At 72.8% G+C, this 14,927-nt stretch carries 14 protein-coding genes; 4 read left to right on the forward strand and 10 right to left on the reverse strand.

Annotated elements, in window-relative coordinates; all coding sequences use genetic code 11:
• Window positions 1-58 precede the first annotated feature (58 nt).
• From ACFVYL_RS13920 to ACFVYL_RS13960, 9 genes are all read right to left on the reverse strand, one after another.
• Window positions 59-1,534, reverse strand: a complete 1,476-nt coding sequence (locus ACFVYL_RS13920; RefSeq protein ID WP_389715318.1) for a hypothetical protein — start codon at window positions 1,532-1,534, stop codon at window positions 59-61.
• Complete coding sequence (locus ACFVYL_RS13925; RefSeq protein WP_389715319.1) at window positions 1,531-3,453, reverse strand: DUF3492 domain-containing protein; 1,923 nt, start codon at window positions 3,451-3,453, stop codon at window positions 1,531-1,533. The genes ACFVYL_RS13920 and ACFVYL_RS13925 overlap by 4 nt, the downstream gene beginning before the upstream one ends.
• A 201-nt stretch (window positions 3,454-3,654) precedes the next feature.
• Window positions 3,655-5,265: a dipeptide ABC transporter ATP-binding protein gene (locus tag ACFVYL_RS13930; RefSeq protein ID WP_389715320.1), complete on the reverse strand. Its 1,611-nt coding sequence runs from the start codon at window positions 5,263-5,265 to the stop codon at window positions 3,655-3,657.
• Complete coding sequence (locus ACFVYL_RS13935) at window positions 5,262-6,260, reverse strand: ABC transporter permease (protein ID WP_389715321.1); 999 nt, start codon at window positions 6,258-6,260, stop codon at window positions 5,262-5,264. Before ACFVYL_RS13935 ends, ACFVYL_RS13930 begins: the two co-directional genes overlap by 4 nt.
• Window positions 6,257-7,192 (reverse strand): ABC transporter permease, encoded by a 936-nt coding sequence (locus ACFVYL_RS13940; RefSeq protein ID WP_389715322.1) that lies wholly within the window; start codon window positions 7,190-7,192, stop codon window positions 6,257-6,259. Before ACFVYL_RS13940 ends, ACFVYL_RS13935 begins: the two co-directional genes overlap by 4 nt.
• The gene (locus tag ACFVYL_RS13945; protein ID WP_389715324.1) at window positions 7,189-8,916 is read right to left on the reverse strand and encodes an ABC transporter substrate-binding protein; all 1,728 of its coding nucleotides are present in this window, start codon (window positions 8,914-8,916) and stop codon (window positions 7,189-7,191) included. Before ACFVYL_RS13945 ends, ACFVYL_RS13940 begins: the two co-directional genes overlap by 4 nt.
• 215 nt (window positions 8,917-9,131) lie before the next feature.
• Entirely contained in the window at window positions 9,132-9,224 is a 93-nt protein-coding gene (locus ACFVYL_RS13950) for an Ms4533A family Cys-rich leader peptide (protein ID WP_389715326.1), read from the reverse strand.
• A 69-nt stretch (window positions 9,225-9,293) separates the two neighbouring features.
• The gene (locus ACFVYL_RS13955) at window positions 9,294-10,715 is read right to left on the reverse strand and encodes a DUF3152 domain-containing protein (protein ID WP_389715327.1); all 1,422 of its coding nucleotides are present in this window, start codon (window positions 10,713-10,715) and stop codon (window positions 9,294-9,296) included.
• A gap of 8 nt (window positions 10,716-10,723) precedes the next feature.
• The gene (locus tag ACFVYL_RS13960; RefSeq protein ID WP_389715329.1) at window positions 10,724-11,725 is read right to left on the reverse strand and encodes an alpha/beta fold hydrolase; all 1,002 of its coding nucleotides are present in this window, start codon (window positions 11,723-11,725) and stop codon (window positions 10,724-10,726) included.
• 199 nt (window positions 11,726-11,924) lie between these two features.
• On the opposite strand from ACFVYL_RS13960, the gene ACFVYL_RS13965 reads away from it, so the two are divergent.
• From ACFVYL_RS13965 to ACFVYL_RS13980, 4 genes are all read left to right on the forward strand, one after another.
• On the forward strand, window positions 11,925-12,146 hold the full coding sequence (locus ACFVYL_RS13965) for a hypothetical protein (RefSeq protein WP_389715330.1): 222 nt from the start codon (window positions 11,925-11,927) through the stop codon (window positions 12,144-12,146).
• Window positions 12,147-12,381: 235 nt separating this feature from the next.
• Window positions 12,382-13,023 (forward strand): TetR/AcrR family transcriptional regulator, encoded by a 642-nt coding sequence (locus tag ACFVYL_RS13970; RefSeq protein ID WP_384249395.1) that lies wholly within the window; start codon window positions 12,382-12,384, stop codon window positions 13,021-13,023.
• Window positions 13,024-13,162: 139 nt separating this feature from the next.
• A complete protein-coding gene (locus ACFVYL_RS13975; protein WP_358590202.1) occupies window positions 13,163-13,390 on the forward strand; it encodes a DUF3107 domain-containing protein in 228 nt (75 codons plus the stop codon).
• A gap of 192 nt (window positions 13,391-13,582) precedes the next feature.
• Entirely contained in the window at window positions 13,583-13,852 is a 270-nt protein-coding gene (locus tag ACFVYL_RS13980; protein ID WP_389715332.1) for a hypothetical protein, read from the forward strand.
• A gap of 89 nt (window positions 13,853-13,941) precedes the next feature.
• Here the strand turns inward: ACFVYL_RS13980 and ACFVYL_RS13985 are convergent, their stop codons facing one another.
• Window positions 13,942-14,679: a ferritin-like fold-containing protein gene (locus ACFVYL_RS13985; protein WP_389715333.1), complete on the reverse strand. Its 738-nt coding sequence runs from the start codon at window positions 14,677-14,679 to the stop codon at window positions 13,942-13,944.
• Between the last annotated feature and the right edge of the window lie 248 nt (window positions 14,680-14,927).

The raw sequence follows: 14,927 nt of genomic DNA on the forward strand, positions 1-14,927 counted from the left end.
TGCACGGGTGAGGCCCGCGGTGTCGGCCCCGCGGGAGGGTGGTCGTGCCGGTCGGTGGCTACGGCGCGGCACGGGATGCCGCGTGGGCCGAGGCGAGGGTGAGGGTCCTGGCCGCGTGGACCAGGAGGACGAGGGCGGCGGCGCCGCACGCGGCGGCCGGTACGGCGCCGGGGCCCCAGCCGTCGACGGCGGCCGTGACGGGCGCGGCCAGTGCGGCGCAGCCGGGCAGCCTGGCCATGAACACCAGGGCCAGCGCGGTCGCTTCGCAGGCGCCCGCGGCGCCGAGCAGCAGGGCGGGGGCGCGGGTGAAGCCGTAGACGCCGAGGAGGCGGGCGAGCAGCAGCAGGGCGCCGAGTGCGGCGGCCCCGAGCAGTGCGGGAGGGCCGCCGCCGGGGTGGTCGCCCACTCGCCCGCCCAGGTCGCCGAGCACGGCGTCCGCGGCCGCGAGGAGCGCCCCGAGCGACCCCAGGAACAGCGCGAACACCCCGAGCAGCAGCGGCCGTACGGAGGACGCGAACTCGTCGAGCCCGCGGCTTGCGGCGAGCCGGCCCCCGGCCCGTACGGCGAAGAGGCGGGCGCACCAGGTCGCGGGCGCGACGGCGAGGGCGAGACCCAGGAGCGCGGCGGCCGCCGGGTCCCACAGGTCGCCGAGTCCGTCGGGCCCGCCCGCGAGGACGCCCCGCAACAGGCCGTCGCCGAGCAGGGCGTACGCGAGGAGCCAGCACACCCACGCGCGCGTGGCGGGCATCGGGTGCGTGGCGGCGCGCAGCGGTCCGTGCCGCAGGGCGATGCGCAGGGCCGCGCCGACGGCGAGCGCGCCGAGGGGTACGGCCACGAGCCGCGTGTCCCCCTCGCTGTGGGCGAGGCCGGTCACGGCTGCGGCGCAGGCCGCGCCGGGCAGCAGCGCGAACAGGGCCCAGCCTGTGGGCACTTCGGGGGCGCCGACGGGTGCGCCCTCGCAGGTGGTCCGCGTGTCGCCCCCCGTCCGTCCGCCGCCGCGTCCGCCGGTGGGCGGGTCGTCGGCGGCGGGCGAGGTGTCGCCATCGTCGCGGGGCACGCGCGCGTACATCTCCTCGGCCAGCGCGAAGACGTCGCGGTGCCGGAAGCGTGCGGCCGTTCTGTCGGTGACGCCGTGGGCCTCCAGGCCCGCCGCGATCTCCAGCGGGTCGACGGCGCGCTCGCACAGTCGGCGGTGGCGGTGCATGAGGGCCTTCACGGGGTCGGCGGGGCCGCGCCGCGCGGGCTTGGCCGGGGCGGCGGGCGGGCGGGGCGCCGGGACACCGGTGGAGCCGGTGCCTCTGCCCTTGCCGCGCGCGTCCCAGCCGCTGTCGCCGTCGTCGCCGCCGCCTTCGCCGAAGGCGGGTACGGACGCGCCGCCGACCGGGGCGGCGGTTCCGGCGCCCGGCAAATCCGTCGGCACCGGCGTCAGCGCCCGGTCCGCGAGCAGTTCCTCGGACCGCGAGTCCCAGCCGCTCGCACCCTCCGGAGCGTGCGGTGCGTCCACGGCCCGGACGGCTCCCTCGTGTCGCTTCATACGGTGGCCCCCTTCAGCTGCGCCCGAACATCGGCCTCGCCCGACCCCAGGACCTCTCCCGGCCCCAAGGTCTCTCCCGGCCCCAGGACCTCTCCCGACCCCAGGACCACGCCAGACCCCAAGACCTCTCCTGGTGCCGCGACCTCTTCCGTCACGGCCCAGCTCGGCACGCCGCCGCCCTCGGCGCCCGACCCGGCCCCGTTCGACGCGGGCCCCACCGCGACCGCCCACCGCCCCGGGAGATACGCCTCCGCCGGATGCGCGAACGGCACGGGCTCGCCCGCCTCGTCCACCACGTCCCTGTGCACCGGGCAGTGCGAGACGATCTCCAGGTAAATGCTTCGAAATGCCGCGACGTTCTGCTCGACGGTGAAGAGTTCAAGGGCCCGCGCCCGCGCTGCGGCGCCCAGGCGCGCGCGCCGCTCGGGGTCGCGCAGGAGCGACACGCACGCCTCCGCGAGCGCCTTCGGATTGCGCGGCGGCACGACAAGACCCGTGCCGCCGATGACCTCCACCACCGCGCCGACATCCGTCGAGACGGTCGCGCGCCCGCAGAACATGGCCTCGACCAGGCTGATCGGGAAGCCCTCGACGACGCTGGAGAGGACGACGACGGCTCCGGAGGCGTACGCGTCGGCGAGTTCGGGGACGTCGGGGCCGCCGATCTCCTCGAAGGAGACGGGGTTGCAGCCGACGGCGTGCGCGCCCGGCGCCTCGTCGGGGAAGAGCTGCGCGGCGAGGGCCCGGCAGTGCGCGAGGTACTCCAGCGCCTCCGGCTCCTCGGCCGGCGCCCCGACGATCCTGAGGCGCGCGCCCGGCGCCGCCGCGCGGATCTCGGCGAAGGCGTGGAGCAGCGAGATCAGGTCCTTGGCGGGCTCGATGCGGCCGACCCACAGGAGCGTGCCGGGGCCCGCGGCCAAATCGTCGTAGCCCCCTTCGCCGATCTCCGAGAAGCGGGCCGCGTCCATGCCGGGGTGGACCGTGCGCAGCTTGGCGCGATCGGCGCCGCAGCGCTCCTGCCAGCGCCGGGCGTGGGTGTTGCCGGGGGTGATGAGGGTGGCCCCGCGGTACACCTCGGCCGCGAGGAGGCCATGGAAGGACGCGAGGAGCGCCCGCGCCGGTGCGCTCAGGTCCGTGTCGCCCGCGGCGAGGTAATGCGCCCGGAGCTGCACGCCGTACTCGGTCACGAGCAGCGGGACCCCGTCGAAGTGGCCGGCAAGGAGTCCCGGCAGCGCCGCGGGTCCGCCGGAGGCGGCGTGGCACAGGTCGACGGCGCCGAGTCCGTCGGCCCCGTACCAGTCGAGGGAGAGCGGTCGCAGCGCGCGCTCCATCAGGCCCGCGGCGGTGAGCAGGTCGGGCACGCGGGCGGCGCGGGCCGCCCGCAGTGCGCCGGGCGCGCGGCAGGCGCGCTCCAGGGCGCGGACGGCGGACTCGGAGCGCAGGGCGGCGACAAGGCCGCCCTCGTCGCGGGCGAGTTCGGCCAGCCCGTACAGGGCGTTGCTGAAACGGTCCGCCACTTCGCCGCGAGCGCCCTGCGCCCCGCCCTCCGCACCAGCAGCGACACCGGCACTGGCACCGGCGCCAGCACCCGTACTCCCGCCGAAACCCCCGCGGCAGACCACGTCCGCCAGCTCCCCGTAGTACTCCACGAACCGGCGGCGGGCCCGTCGCCCGTGCCCGCCGCGGGGACCCGCGGCACAGAGCGCCTGGTCGTCGACGGTCCACAGCGGCGCCGTGCGCACCCGGCCGACCTGCGGGGGCAGTTCGACCCAGCCCTGCGCCTGCTGCCGCCGGCTGCGGCTGAGGGCGTAGACGTCGAACTCGTGCTGCCCGAGCCCGCGCACGAGCCGGTCGCACCAGAGCCTGGCTTCACCGCTCACATACGGATAGCCACCCTCCGTAAGCAGTCCGACGCGCACGAGTGCACCCCCGATATCCCGTCCGGGGAGCCGCCGTTGGTCCGGCGGCTCGCAGCGGGACGAACGTATGCGGTCATGCGGGTGGCGCGACGGACGGTTGTCCATCGCGCCACCAAAAGGGGTGAACGGCAGTAACTTTCCCGCGTCGGTCGCGTTCTGTCGCGCTATAGCACCCCAGAAGCCCCGTTCCGCTACCGGGAGTCAGGCTGCGGCCAGCTCCTTGCGGGCCTCGCGCCGTTGCCTCGCCGCCTCGGGGTCGAGCGCGGGCACGGCCGCGAGGAGCCGCTGGGTGTACGGGTCCCGTGGCGCGCGGTAGACCTCCGCCACCGGGCCCTCCTCGACGATCCGCCCCCGCCGCATCACCGCGACCCGGTCGCTGACCTGGCGCACCACCGCGAGATCGTGGGCGACGAAGACCAGCGCGAGCGCGAGCTCCCGCTGCAACTCGGCGAGCAGCGCGGTCACCTGGGCCTGCGTCGTCACGTCGAGGGCGGATACGGGCTCGTCGCACACGATGAGCCGGGGCTCCGCCGCGAGCGCCCGCGCGATGCCGACGCGCTGGCGCTGGCCACCGCTGAACTCGTGCGGGTAGCGGTCGTAGTGCGCCGGTTCGAGCCCCACGCGCCCCAGGAGTTCGCGCACCCTCCCCCGCACGAAGGAGTCGGCCTCGCCCCGCGCGCGCAGCGGGTCGGCGATGGACTCGCCCACGGAGCGGCGCGGGTTGAGCGAGGAGACGGGGTCCTGGAACACCATCTGCACCCCGGGCACCACCCGGCCGCCCGGCACCTCCGCACCCCCGTGGCGGAGTTGCCCGGCGGTCGGTTCCAGGAGGCCCACGAGCATGCGCCCGAGCGTGGTCTTGCCGCTGCCGCTCTCGCCCACGATGCCGAGGGTCTCCCCGCGCCGGACGGTGAGCGAGACGTCGTCGACGGCGGTGACCGCACGCCTGCCGCGCCCGAACTCCCGGCGCAGGCCGACGGCTTCGAGCACGACCTCGCCCGCTTCACCGGCGGCCGGCACCAGCGGCGAGTCCACCCGCGGGACGGCCTTCAGGAGCTCCTGCGTGTACGCCTCCCGCGGCGCTCCGAGGACCTCCCGTACGGCGCCGCGCTCCACCGCGCGCCCGTCCCGCATGACCAGCACGTCGTCGACGCTCTCGGCGGCGACACCCACGTCGTGGGTGACCAGGAGCAGCCCCATGCCGGTCTCGCCGCGCAGGGTGTGCAGCAGGTCGAGGATCTGGGCCTGGACGGTGACGTCGAGCGCGGTGGTCGGCTCGTCGGCGACGAGCAGCGCGGGTTCGCAGGCCAACGCCATGGCGATGAGGGCGCGTTGGCGCATGCCGCCGCTGAACTCGTGCGGGCGGGCCCGCGAGCGGCGCGCGGCGTCGGGGATGCCGACCCGGTCGAGCACCTCCACACCGCGCGCGCGTGCCGCCCGCCGGGACGCGCCCGTGTGGACGCGGTACACCTCGGCGATCTGGTCGCCCACCGCGTAGTAGGGGTCGAGGGAGGAGAGCGGGTCCTGGAAGACCATCGCGGCCTTCCCGCCGCGCAGCCGCCGCAGTTCGGTGCCGGACGCCGCCTGTACATCGACGCCGTCGACCAGTACCGACCCGCCGACGTGCGCGCCCGTGCCCCGGTGGAGGCCGAGGAGTGCGGACGCCACGGTGGACTTGCCGGATCCCGACTCGCCGACGAGGGCGAGCGCGCCGCCCTTCTCCAGCGTGAAGGAGACACCGTCCACGGCCCGGACGGCACCGGCACCGGACCCGAACTCGACTCTCAGGTCCTCGACTCGGACGAGACTCATGACAGCACCACCCGTCGGTCGGCCACCGCGTACAGCACGTCCGCGACGGCATTGGCGAGCACCACGAAGAAGCCGGTGACCATCACCATCCCGACCACCACCGGCAGGTCGACGACCTTGACCGCGTGCACGAGTTCGCGCCCGAGTCCGGGCAGTCCGAACAGCGTCTCGCTGAGCACCGCGCCGCCGAACATCGACCCGAAGTCGTTGGCGGTCAGCGCGATGACGGGCGCGACGGCGCCGCGCAGCGCGTGCTTCCCGATGATCGACCGCTCCCCCACGCCGTACGCGCGAAAGGTCCGCACGTGATCGTCGGCGAGGGTCTCCAGCATCGAGGAGCGGGTCAGGCGCGCGTACTTGGCGGCCTCGATGAGGGCCAGCGAGAGCCAGGGCAGGAGCAGGTTCCACGCCCACTGCGTCGGGTCGTCCGCGAAGGGCACGTACTGCGGGAAGGGCAGCCACTGGAGCTGACCGCAGACCACGATCATCAGGAGCAGGCCGATCACGAAGACGGGCGTGGCGGTGCCCGCGAGCGTGACGGCGGTCAACACGCGCTCGCTGATCCGGCCGCGCCGCCAGGCGGAGAGCACGCCCGCGCCCACCCCGAGGATGAGCCACAGCACCATCGCGCCCAGCGCGAGCGACCCCGTGACCGGCAGCTTCGCCGTGATCAGCGCGGTGACCTGCTGGTCGCTCTGGTACGAGATCCCGAGGCAGGGCGCGTCGCAGTGTTCGGTGCCGGTGCCCGTCGAGTAGTCCTGGCCCACGACGATGCCTTGCAGGAAGTCCCAGTAGCGGACGTACAGCGGATCGTCGAGCCGCAACTGCTCGGCGACCTGGTGCACTTGGGCAGGTGAGCAGCGCGGGCCGCAGGTGATCTGGGCGACGTCGCCCGGAGCGGTGTAGAAGACCGCGTAGATGATGACGGAGAGCACGAGGAGCGTGACGGCGGCGCCGATGAAGCGCCGCAGCAGGAATCCGGGGAGGCCGGTCATGCGCGGGCCTCCTGCTTCCGGCCGGTGCCGATCCGCAGCCGCGACGTGGCCCGCGGGTCGAGCGCCGTGCGCACGCCGTCACCGAGGACGGTGAGCGCGAACACGGTCACGAACAGCGCACCCGCCGGGTACAGCAGGTGCTGCGGCGCCGCCTGGTACCAGACGTCGGCGGACGTGAGCATCTGGCCCCACGACGCGGTGGGCGGCTTCACGCCCACGCCGAGGAAGGAGAGCGCGGCCTCGGCGGTGATGTTGGTGGGGACGAGCAGCGCGGCGTAGGTGATGACGGGCGCGGCGAGGGCGGGCAGCAGTTCGCGGCGGGCGATCCGCACGGAGCCCCAGCCGCTGAGCCGCGCGGCGGCCACGTGGTCGAGCTCCTTGAGCGTGATGGTCTGCGCCCGCACGATCTTGGCCAGGCTGCCCCAGGCGATGAGCCCGATGACGAGGGCGACGAGCATGGGCCGCGGAAATCCGCTGGGCACGACCGCCATCAGCGCGAGTGCGAAGACCATGAGCGGCAGGGCCACGATGACGTCGGTGGCCCTGCTGAGCACCTGGTCGACCCAGCGGTTGCCGAACCCGGCGGCCATCCCGACCGCCACACCGACAATGACCTGCACGAGGGTCGCGGCGAGCGCGACGCCGAGCGAGACCCGCGCCCCGTACACGAGGCGCGCGAAGAGGTCACGCCCGGTCTGCGGCTCGACGCCGAGCCAGTGCTCGCCGCTGATCCCGCCGAACGGGCCGACCGGGACGCCGCCGCGCGCCGAGTCGATGAGATCCGGATGGTACGAGGTGGGGTCCTGCCCCTCCAGGGCGGTGAGCAGCGGCGCGGTGAGCGCCACGACGACGAGCAGCGCGACGACGCCCGCCGCCACGAGGGCGGCGCGCTGCGCGCGCAGCCGCCCCCAGAAGCCGGAGCGGACGGTCACGACGACCTCACCGCGACCTGGGAGACATCGAGGACACCGGTCCAGTCGCTGATGACGATGTTCTTGACGTCCTTGCCGTAGAGGCGCTTGTAGACCGGGTGGAAGAGCGGCACGGTCAGCGCCCGCTCACCGATCTTCTTGTCCAGGGCGCCCCAGCGCGCGGCGGCGGCCTTCAGGTCGGTCAGCTTGTTGATCTCGTCGATCTCGTCGTTGACGGACTTGTCGTCCAGGAACCCGGAGTTGAAGTTGGCGCCGTCCTTCACGATCTGCCGGCCGTCGAAGATCGGGGCGAGGAAGGGACCGCCGGAGGGCCAGTCGGCGCCCCAGTGGGCGAGGAAGAGGCCGGGCTCGTCCTTGGCGCGGTGGGTCTTGTCCCTGTAGTCGTTGTCCTCCAGGCCCTGGAGCTTGACGGTGATCCCGGCCTTCTTGAGCGCGTCCTGGATGGCGGTGGCGATCTCGGGGCTGGTCTCGAAGTCCTTGGCGTTGGAGTGCGTGAGCGTGATGGTCAGCCCGTCCTTGTGACCGGCCTCCTTCAGGAGCTCCTTCGCCTTCTGCGGGTTGCCGTTCGGGCCCGCCGGGAAGTGGTCGTACTTCGTGTATCCGAAGGACTTCTGGTTCGGCAGGTACGTGGTGGCGGGCTCGGCGAGCGAGGAGCCGCCCGCGGCGTTGACGACGGAGGAGCGGTCCACGGCGTAGGCGACGGCCTGGCGCACCTTGGGGTCGTCGAAGGGCTTCACCTTGGGGTTGAAGGCGAGGTAGTTCGTGTAGCCGAAGTGCCCGGTGCCGACGTGCGAGGCCAGCTTCTTGTCGCCGGTGACCCTGGCGAGCTCGGCCGGGCCGAGGTTGGTGCCGGCGGTGACGGCGGCGGCGTCGGCGCCCTGGCTCGCGGAGAGCCGCTGGTTGATGACGGACGAGTCGAGCCCGGACCGCACGTCGATGACGTCCGGGTAGGCCTTGCGCTCCGGGTCGGTCTTCGCGGACCAGTGCGGGTTGCGCTCCAGACGGAGCCGCTCGCCGTCGTTCTCGTTCCTGACGACCTTGTAGGGGCCGGAAGAGACGGGGTGCTCCTCGTACTTGGTGCCCTTGTCCTTGCTCTTCGGGACGGGCGCGAACTGCGTCTGGGTCGCGAGATAGGGGAACTCGCCCTCGGGCTTGTTCAGATGGAAGACGATGGTCCGCTCGTCGGGCGTCTCGATGGACGCGAGCCCCTTGCCGCTCTTGTCCTTGTACGGGCCCTGGTATGTGGCGCCGCCGACCAGCCAGTCCCTCAAGTAGGGCGCGCCACCGCTGAGTTCGGCGGCGAAGGACCGCTCGATGCCGTACTTCACGTCCTTCGAGGTGATCGGCGAGCCGTCCTCGTACGTGATCCCCTTCTTCAGCGTGTACGTCCACACCGTGGCGTTCTTGCTCGGCTTGCCCAGATCCGTGGCGAGGTCCGGCACGACCTCGGTGCCCTTGGCACCGTCCTCGCGGTTGCGGGTGGTCAGGGTGCGGAAGACGAGGCTCGGCACGTTGCCGCCGCCGGAGGTGTAGAGCCGGGCGGGGTCGAAGTCGGTCTGCGGGTCGCGGTTGAGGACGGTGAGCGTGCCGCCCTCGGCCGGCTTTCCGCCGCCGCTCCCGGCGTCCTCGTCCTTCGGACCCGCGCAGGCGACGACGCCCGAGGCCAGGACCAGGCTGACGGATGCCGCTGCCACGCGGCGGGCTATGACGGGCGATTGACGCATCGGAAGAAGACCTCTCGGGGGACGCTGCGAAAAGGGCAGCGGATCAACGGGAATCGAGCAGAGACCGAGCGGAGCTCGCCCCGGAGAAGGCGCGGAATACGCGGCACAAAGGCAGCGAAAAGCAGCTGAGCCCGACTACGAGCAGCCGAAAAAGGCTACGGTCCGGCCGGGACCGGTACAGCTGGGAAAGAGCGACGCACTCGCCGGGGCGGGCGTCAGCAACAGTGGATGTCGGCCACGCAGAGCGCGGTCACGCCGAACAGCGCCAGCTCAATGGCGGCGCTCGACGGGGCGTGAAGGTTCGACATGCGCAGAAATATGAACGAATTTCCGACCGATGTCAAAACCGCCCCCGGGACCCCGGGACCCGCCCCGCCTCAACTCTTCGGGAACACCCAGGGGTTGGCCTTGCACTTGATGCCGTCGTGCTCCAGGAATTTCGTCTGCTGCTGCATGACGGGGGCGAGCTGCCCGTCCTTCGTGCAGTCCGTGTGATTGTGGCCGAGCCGGTGGCCGACCTCGTGATTGATGAGCATCTGGCGGTACGGGTGGATGGCGTTGCCGAATTCCTTCTTGACGGCGTCGCCGTAGGTCTTGGCGCCCTGCGCCCACCGATAGGCGTTGATCATCACGCGGTCCGTCGCCGCGGAATCGCACGACACGTTGTCCTGGGTGATGTCCAGGCCGGATTTCGCGCACCACTTCGCGGTCGTCCCCGGGCTCGCCAGCGTGACGACGAAATCGGGCCGTCCCGACGAGATCCGCTCGAAGGTGCGGGCCCCCGCGTGGGCCCAACTCCGGTCGTCGTTCAGGGTCTTCTGGACCGCCTGCGCGAAGAGCTGCCCGTCGAGACCGAGCCCCTTCTCGACGTCGACGCGGTAGCGGAGCCGCTGCCCCTTGCCGGGCGCCTTGTCGAACCCGGGCATCGCCTCGAAGTCACCGGACGCCTTGAGCTTCGGGTCCAGCGGGAATACCTTGCCCATCTTCTCGTCGTACGTGTCCGGAGCCGCGTCCCGCAGATCGTTCGGCGTCGGCCTGCGGTCCGAGCGGGACGCGGGGTCCTCGGTGTCGCGCGCGCCGCCCGGCGCCGCCTTGGTACCCGTGTCCGAGCCCTTCGCCCCGCCGGCGAGCTGCCCCACGACGACGACCGCGACCACGCCGATCACGGCGGCGGCCGCGATGCCGCCGACGGTGCGCCCGCGCTTCTTGGTGCGGCGCCCGGTGTCGGACCCCTGACCGTCCAGGAGGGGCTCGACGTCGCCCCAGTCGGTGACGGAGGCATACGGGTCGCGGGGCGGTGGCGGCTCCATGGCCGCGTCGACCGCGCCGACCGCGTCCGCGCCGGGCTCCGGCGAGGCCGGTGTGAAGCCCTCGGGGAGTTCGTCGGGGAAGGCGGCCATGTAGTCCTGCCGGGGCCCGGGCACACCGCTGCCGCCCCCGGCCCGGGGGCCACCGCCTGTGCCGGTACCTGTGCCCGTACCAGTATCGGTACCTGTGCCGGTGTCGGCGCCGTCGCCCCAGCCGCCGCCGGGCTCGCGCTGCTCGGGGTGCCCGCCCCGCACGTGCGGAACCCCGTGGGAGGGCGTGCCCTGCGCGGGTGTCCCGTGAGCGGGTGTCCCGTGAGCGGGTGTCCCGTGGGCGGGCGTGTCCTGCGCGGGCGTTCCGTCCGCGCTCGGCGCACGCCTGCGTCGCCCCGGGCCGGGACCCGACTGCGGGCCCGCGCCGCGCGACTTCGGTATCCCCGAGGTGCTGGTGTGGTCAGGTGTGTCTGCCGGGCCCCGGCGGCTGTGACGTCCCACGCGCCGCCTCAGCTCCCCGAACCCGTACGCGAGCCCTCGCGGCCCGCCGCGGTCAACTCACCCGTGTCGACGAGGAGTTCACGGAAGGCCGTGGCCACGGTCTCGGGGTACTCCATCATCGCCACGTGCCCGGCGTCGGGCAGCGTGAGCAGCCGCGAGTCGCGGAACGCGGCGGCCGCCTTGCGGGCCATGCGGAACGAGACGAGCAGATCGCGGCCGCCGTAGACCAGCAGGGTCGGCGCGAGCACCCGCTCGGCCTGCCGCCACAGTCCATGCTCGCCGCCCAGCGTGTACGCGTTCACGACGCCGCGCGCCGACCGGGTCATCGCGTCCCAGAAATAAGGGAGCTGGAGCCTGCGCTCCATCTCCCGCACCGCGGCGCCGAATCCTTCCGGCGTGACCCTGCCCGGGTCGCCGTAACAGAGCCCCATGACGCCGCGCACCCGCTGCTCCGCCGTCCACTCCCTGGTGAGCCGGGTGAAGAGCGCGGCGACGCCCGGCACCGCGAGCAGCCCGGTCGGCACCGCCGTGCGCTGCACCCGCAGCTCCGGCAGGGCGGGCGAGATCAGTGTCAGCGTGCGGACGAGGTCGGGGCGGACCGCGGCGACGCGCGTGGTGATGGCGCCGCCCAGTGAGTTCGCCACGAGGTGGACGGGGCCGCGGCCGCGCGCGTCGAGATAGCGGATGACCGCACGGGCGCCCCCGGTGACCGAGTAGTCGCCGTCGTCGGGCGGCGGGGAGTCCCCGAACCCCGGCAGGTCGAGCGCCTCGCAGTCGACGACGTCCTCCAGCCGCGGCATCAGGGCCGACCAGTTCTGCGAGGAGCCGCCGAGCCCGTGCACGTACAGCGCGGGCGGCAGTCCGGGGCGGACCGAGGGCCGGGAGCGCACGGTCAACGAGAGCCCGGGCAGGGCGACCGAGTCGAGCCGTTCCCCCTCCGCGACCGCCACGGCACCCGGCTTGGGGGCGGCGGCGGTGGCCAGTAGGTTCGGCAGGTCGGTCGAAGGCATGCGGCAATGTTACGAGACGATCACGCGCTAGTTCACGTGTTCGCTGTCACAGAACGCACACAGATCGCGTAGCGCCTCGTCCAGGTCTCTTCTACGCTCGGAAGAGCTGGCGAAAACCGACGGGAAGAGTCATGGAAAGAGGGCGCAGGGGCACTCGAACCACCAGGCCACCGAGTACCGCGAGGGAAGAGAGCCATACATGAGTGTCGACCCGACCGACCCGGACACCTTCGAAACGGAAGAGACGCAAGAGCCCGAGGTCGACGTCGAGGCCCCGGAGGCGGACACGGCCGAGCAGCACACCGATCTCGCTCCCCGCCGGGACGACTCCCTGGTGGAGGCCGACCCGAACTCCGCCAGCGAGGCCGACCTGGCCGAACAGGCCCGCGTCGTCAGCCTCGACGAGGACGACTACCGCTAGGCCGCCCTCCGGGCGAACGACGCGAGTTTGACGACAGGGCCTAGGGAACCCGGGCGGAAGCCGAGAACCGCGGGCCCGGACCTGACCGCGTTTGCCCTGCTACGCACCGGTGCGCGGCCCTTCTGCGGTCGTCCAGTCCGTGAAATCCTGCGCTCGCACCGCGCACATCACAGTTACCGAAAAGTACGATGGCGGCGCGGCGCTCACCGCACATCGGACGATTTTGGGAGGCGGCGTGACAGCCATCGAGCAGACAGAGGCAGCACGCCCGCGGGGCACACGACTGCCGCGCCGTGCCCGACGCAACCAGCTCCTGGGCGCCGCCCAGGAGGTGTTCGTCGCACAGGGTTACCACGCGGCGGCGATGGACGACATCGCCGAGCGCGCCGGCGTCAGCAAGCCCGTGCTCTACCAGCACTTCCCGGGCAAGCTCGACCTCTACCTCGCCCTGCTCGACCAGCACTGCGAGTCACTGCTGCAGTCCGTGCGCACGGCGCTGGCGTCCACCACAGACAACAAGCTCCGCGTCGCCGCGACGATGGACGCCTATTTCGCGTACGTGGAGAACGAGGGCGGCGCCTTCCGGCTTGTCTTCGAGTCGGACCTGACGAACGAGGCCGCGGTGCGCGAGCGCGTGGACCGCGTCACCCTCCAGTGCGCGGAGGCGATCTGCGAGGTCATCGCCGAGGACACCGGCCTGCCCAGGGACGAGGCGATGCTCCTCGCCGTGGGCCTCGGCGGGTATTCGCAGGTCGTCGCCCGGTACTGGCTGGCCAGCCGCAGCACGGTGCCACGCGACAAGGCGGTGGAGCTGCTCACCTCGCTCGCCTGGCGCGGCATCGCCGGTTTCCCGCTGCACGGCACGGAAGGCCACTGAGCCTCCGCGTTTTTGTTCCCGTCCCGTGTTCGCTACCGGCGTGCACGGCCGCGGCCGTCCCCGTCCCCTCACCGGGCTAATGTGTGCTGGGTACGGCGCGGACGGCCGCGCACAGACTGACCGTCGGAGGGACAAAGCCGTGGAGGTCAAGATCGGCGTGCAGTACGCGCCCCGCGAGATCGTGCTGGAGAGCGGCCAGAGCGCCGAGGAAGTCGAGACCGCGGTGTCCGAGGCGCTGACCGGCAAGTCGCCGCTGCTGAGCCTCGTGGACGACCACGGCCGCAAGGTCCTGGTTCCGGCCGACCGCCTCGCGTACGTCGAGCTCGGTGAGCCGACCGCGCGCAAGGTGGGCTTCAGCGCCCTGTAGGACGCTCGGGCGCATGCCTGACGGAACGGCCCGGTGGTTCTCAACCACCGGGCCGTTCCTGTGCGTTGTGCCGGTCCTGTGCGCGTCGTACGGGGAAACCGGCGCCATCCGATCATGGAGGGTTGCATTCCGGCCGCCCGGGGTAGACCGGCTACGACCGATTTGCACCTGGCCGCAAGGGAGGGCACCACCGTGATTCTGGAAGCACTCGGCTCCACACTGCTCGGCCTCGCCCTGGCCTGGGCCGCCGCGCACCGCCTCGGGCACCGACTGCCCGGGCGCAGCCTGGTCCTGTCCACGGGCCCCGTCGGCGCACTCATCGGCGCCTTCATCACGCACATGGCGCTCGGCTCCGGCCACGCCCCCGCGACGCTCGTGGGAGCGCTCGCCGTATCGGCGGCCCTGCTGTCGCTGCTGCTCCGCCCGACCGGCGGCAGACTGCGCCACTCGGCGACGGCCTGAGGGCCGAAAGCGGCCGAAGGCCCCGTCGGCCCGAGGCCCCGTCGGGCGGCGCGCCCCGCAAGGGGTGCGGGGCGCCCCCACGGGGGTCGTTACGCCGCCAGGCCCAGCGCGGCCATCCGCTTGGTGTGCGCCTCGGTGATCCGGGAGAACATCCGGCCGACCTCGGCGAGGTCGAAGCCGTCGGCCACGCCCCCGACCAGCATGGTCGACAGCGCGTCACGGTCGGCGACGACCCGCTGCGACTGGGAGAGGGCCTCGCCCATCAGCCGCCGCGCCCACAGCGCGAGCCGCCCGCCCACGCGCGGGTCCGCATCGATCGCGGCGCGCACCTTCTCCACGGCGAAGCTCGCGTGCCCGGTGTCGTCGAGCACCGCGAGCACCAGGGCGCGGGTGTCGCCGTCGAGACGCGCTGCCACCTCGCGGTAGAAGTCACTGGCGATCGAGTCGCCGACGTAGGCCTTGACCAGGCCCTCCAGCCAGTCCGACGGCGCGGTCTGGCGGTGGAAGCCGTCGAGCGCGGCGACGAACGGGTGCATCGCCTCGGTCGGCTCCGCGCCGATCGCCGAAAGGCGGTCCCTGAGCTGCTCGAAGTGGTGGAACTCGGCCGACGCCATCTTCGCCAGCTCCGCCTTGTCGCCGAGCGTCGGCGCGAGCTTCGCGTCCTCCGCGAGGCGCTCGAACGCCGCGAGCTCCCCGTAGGCGAGCGCGCCGAGCAGGTCCACCACCGCGGCGCGGTAGTCGGGCTCGGCGGAAGCTGTCGCCCAGTCCTGAGCGGCGACTCCAGTGGGTTCGGGGGCGGATTCGGCAGGGGTGTCAGGCGTCTCCATGAAGCGCACAATAGCCCGCTTGCCGGAAGGCGTAAGGCCCTGGTCAGTGACTGTGACGACGACCATGTGACGAATTCGCCGGACACACATGCGAGATTTAGCGGTACAGTGGTAATGCGCCCGCCGAGTATTTGACGGGCCGTATGAATGAGGATGCCCGGTCGGTGGCCCGATCGGCTCCGACCCGACAGCCCTCCGGGCGGTGCGCACACGCTGCGTACGGCACGAGGAGGGAACCTCAGCGGTAC

The organism is Streptomyces sp. NPDC058308 (assembly GCF_042880275.1).
Classification (GTDB): Bacteria; Actinomycetota; Actinomycetes; order Streptomycetales; family Streptomycetaceae; genus Streptomyces.

Bases quoted from the DNA above. Each gene is read 5' to 3' on its own strand.
- ACFVYL_RS13965 (WP_389715330.1), top strand. From the start codon at position 11,925: ATGAGTGTCGACCCGACCGACCCGGACACCTTCGAAACGGAAGAGACG.
- ACFVYL_RS13945 (WP_389715324.1), bottom strand. From the start codon at position 8,916: ATGCGTCAATCGCCCGTCATAGCCCGCCGCGTGGCAGCGGCATCCGTC.
- ACFVYL_RS13985 (WP_389715333.1), bottom strand. From the start codon at position 14,679: ATGGAGACGCCTGACACCCCTGCCGAATCCGCCCCCGAACCCACTGGA.
- ACFVYL_RS13950 (WP_389715326.1), bottom strand. From the start codon at position 9,224: ATGTCGAACCTTCACGCCCCGTCGAGCGCCGCCATTGAGCTGGCGCTG.
- ACFVYL_RS13960 (WP_389715329.1), bottom strand. From the start codon at position 11,725: ATGCCTTCGACCGACCTGCCGAACCTACTGGCCACCGCCGCCGCCCCC.
- ACFVYL_RS13935 (WP_389715321.1), bottom strand. From the start codon at position 6,260: ATGACCGGCCTCCCCGGATTCCTGCTGCGGCGCTTCATCGGCGCCGCC.
- ACFVYL_RS13920 (WP_389715318.1), bottom strand. From the start codon at position 1,534: ATGAAGCGACACGAGGGAGCCGTCCGGGCCGTGGACGCACCGCACGCT.
- ACFVYL_RS13930 (WP_389715320.1), bottom strand. From the start codon at position 5,265: ATGAGTCTCGTCCGAGTCGAGGACCTGAGAGTCGAGTTCGGGTCCGGT.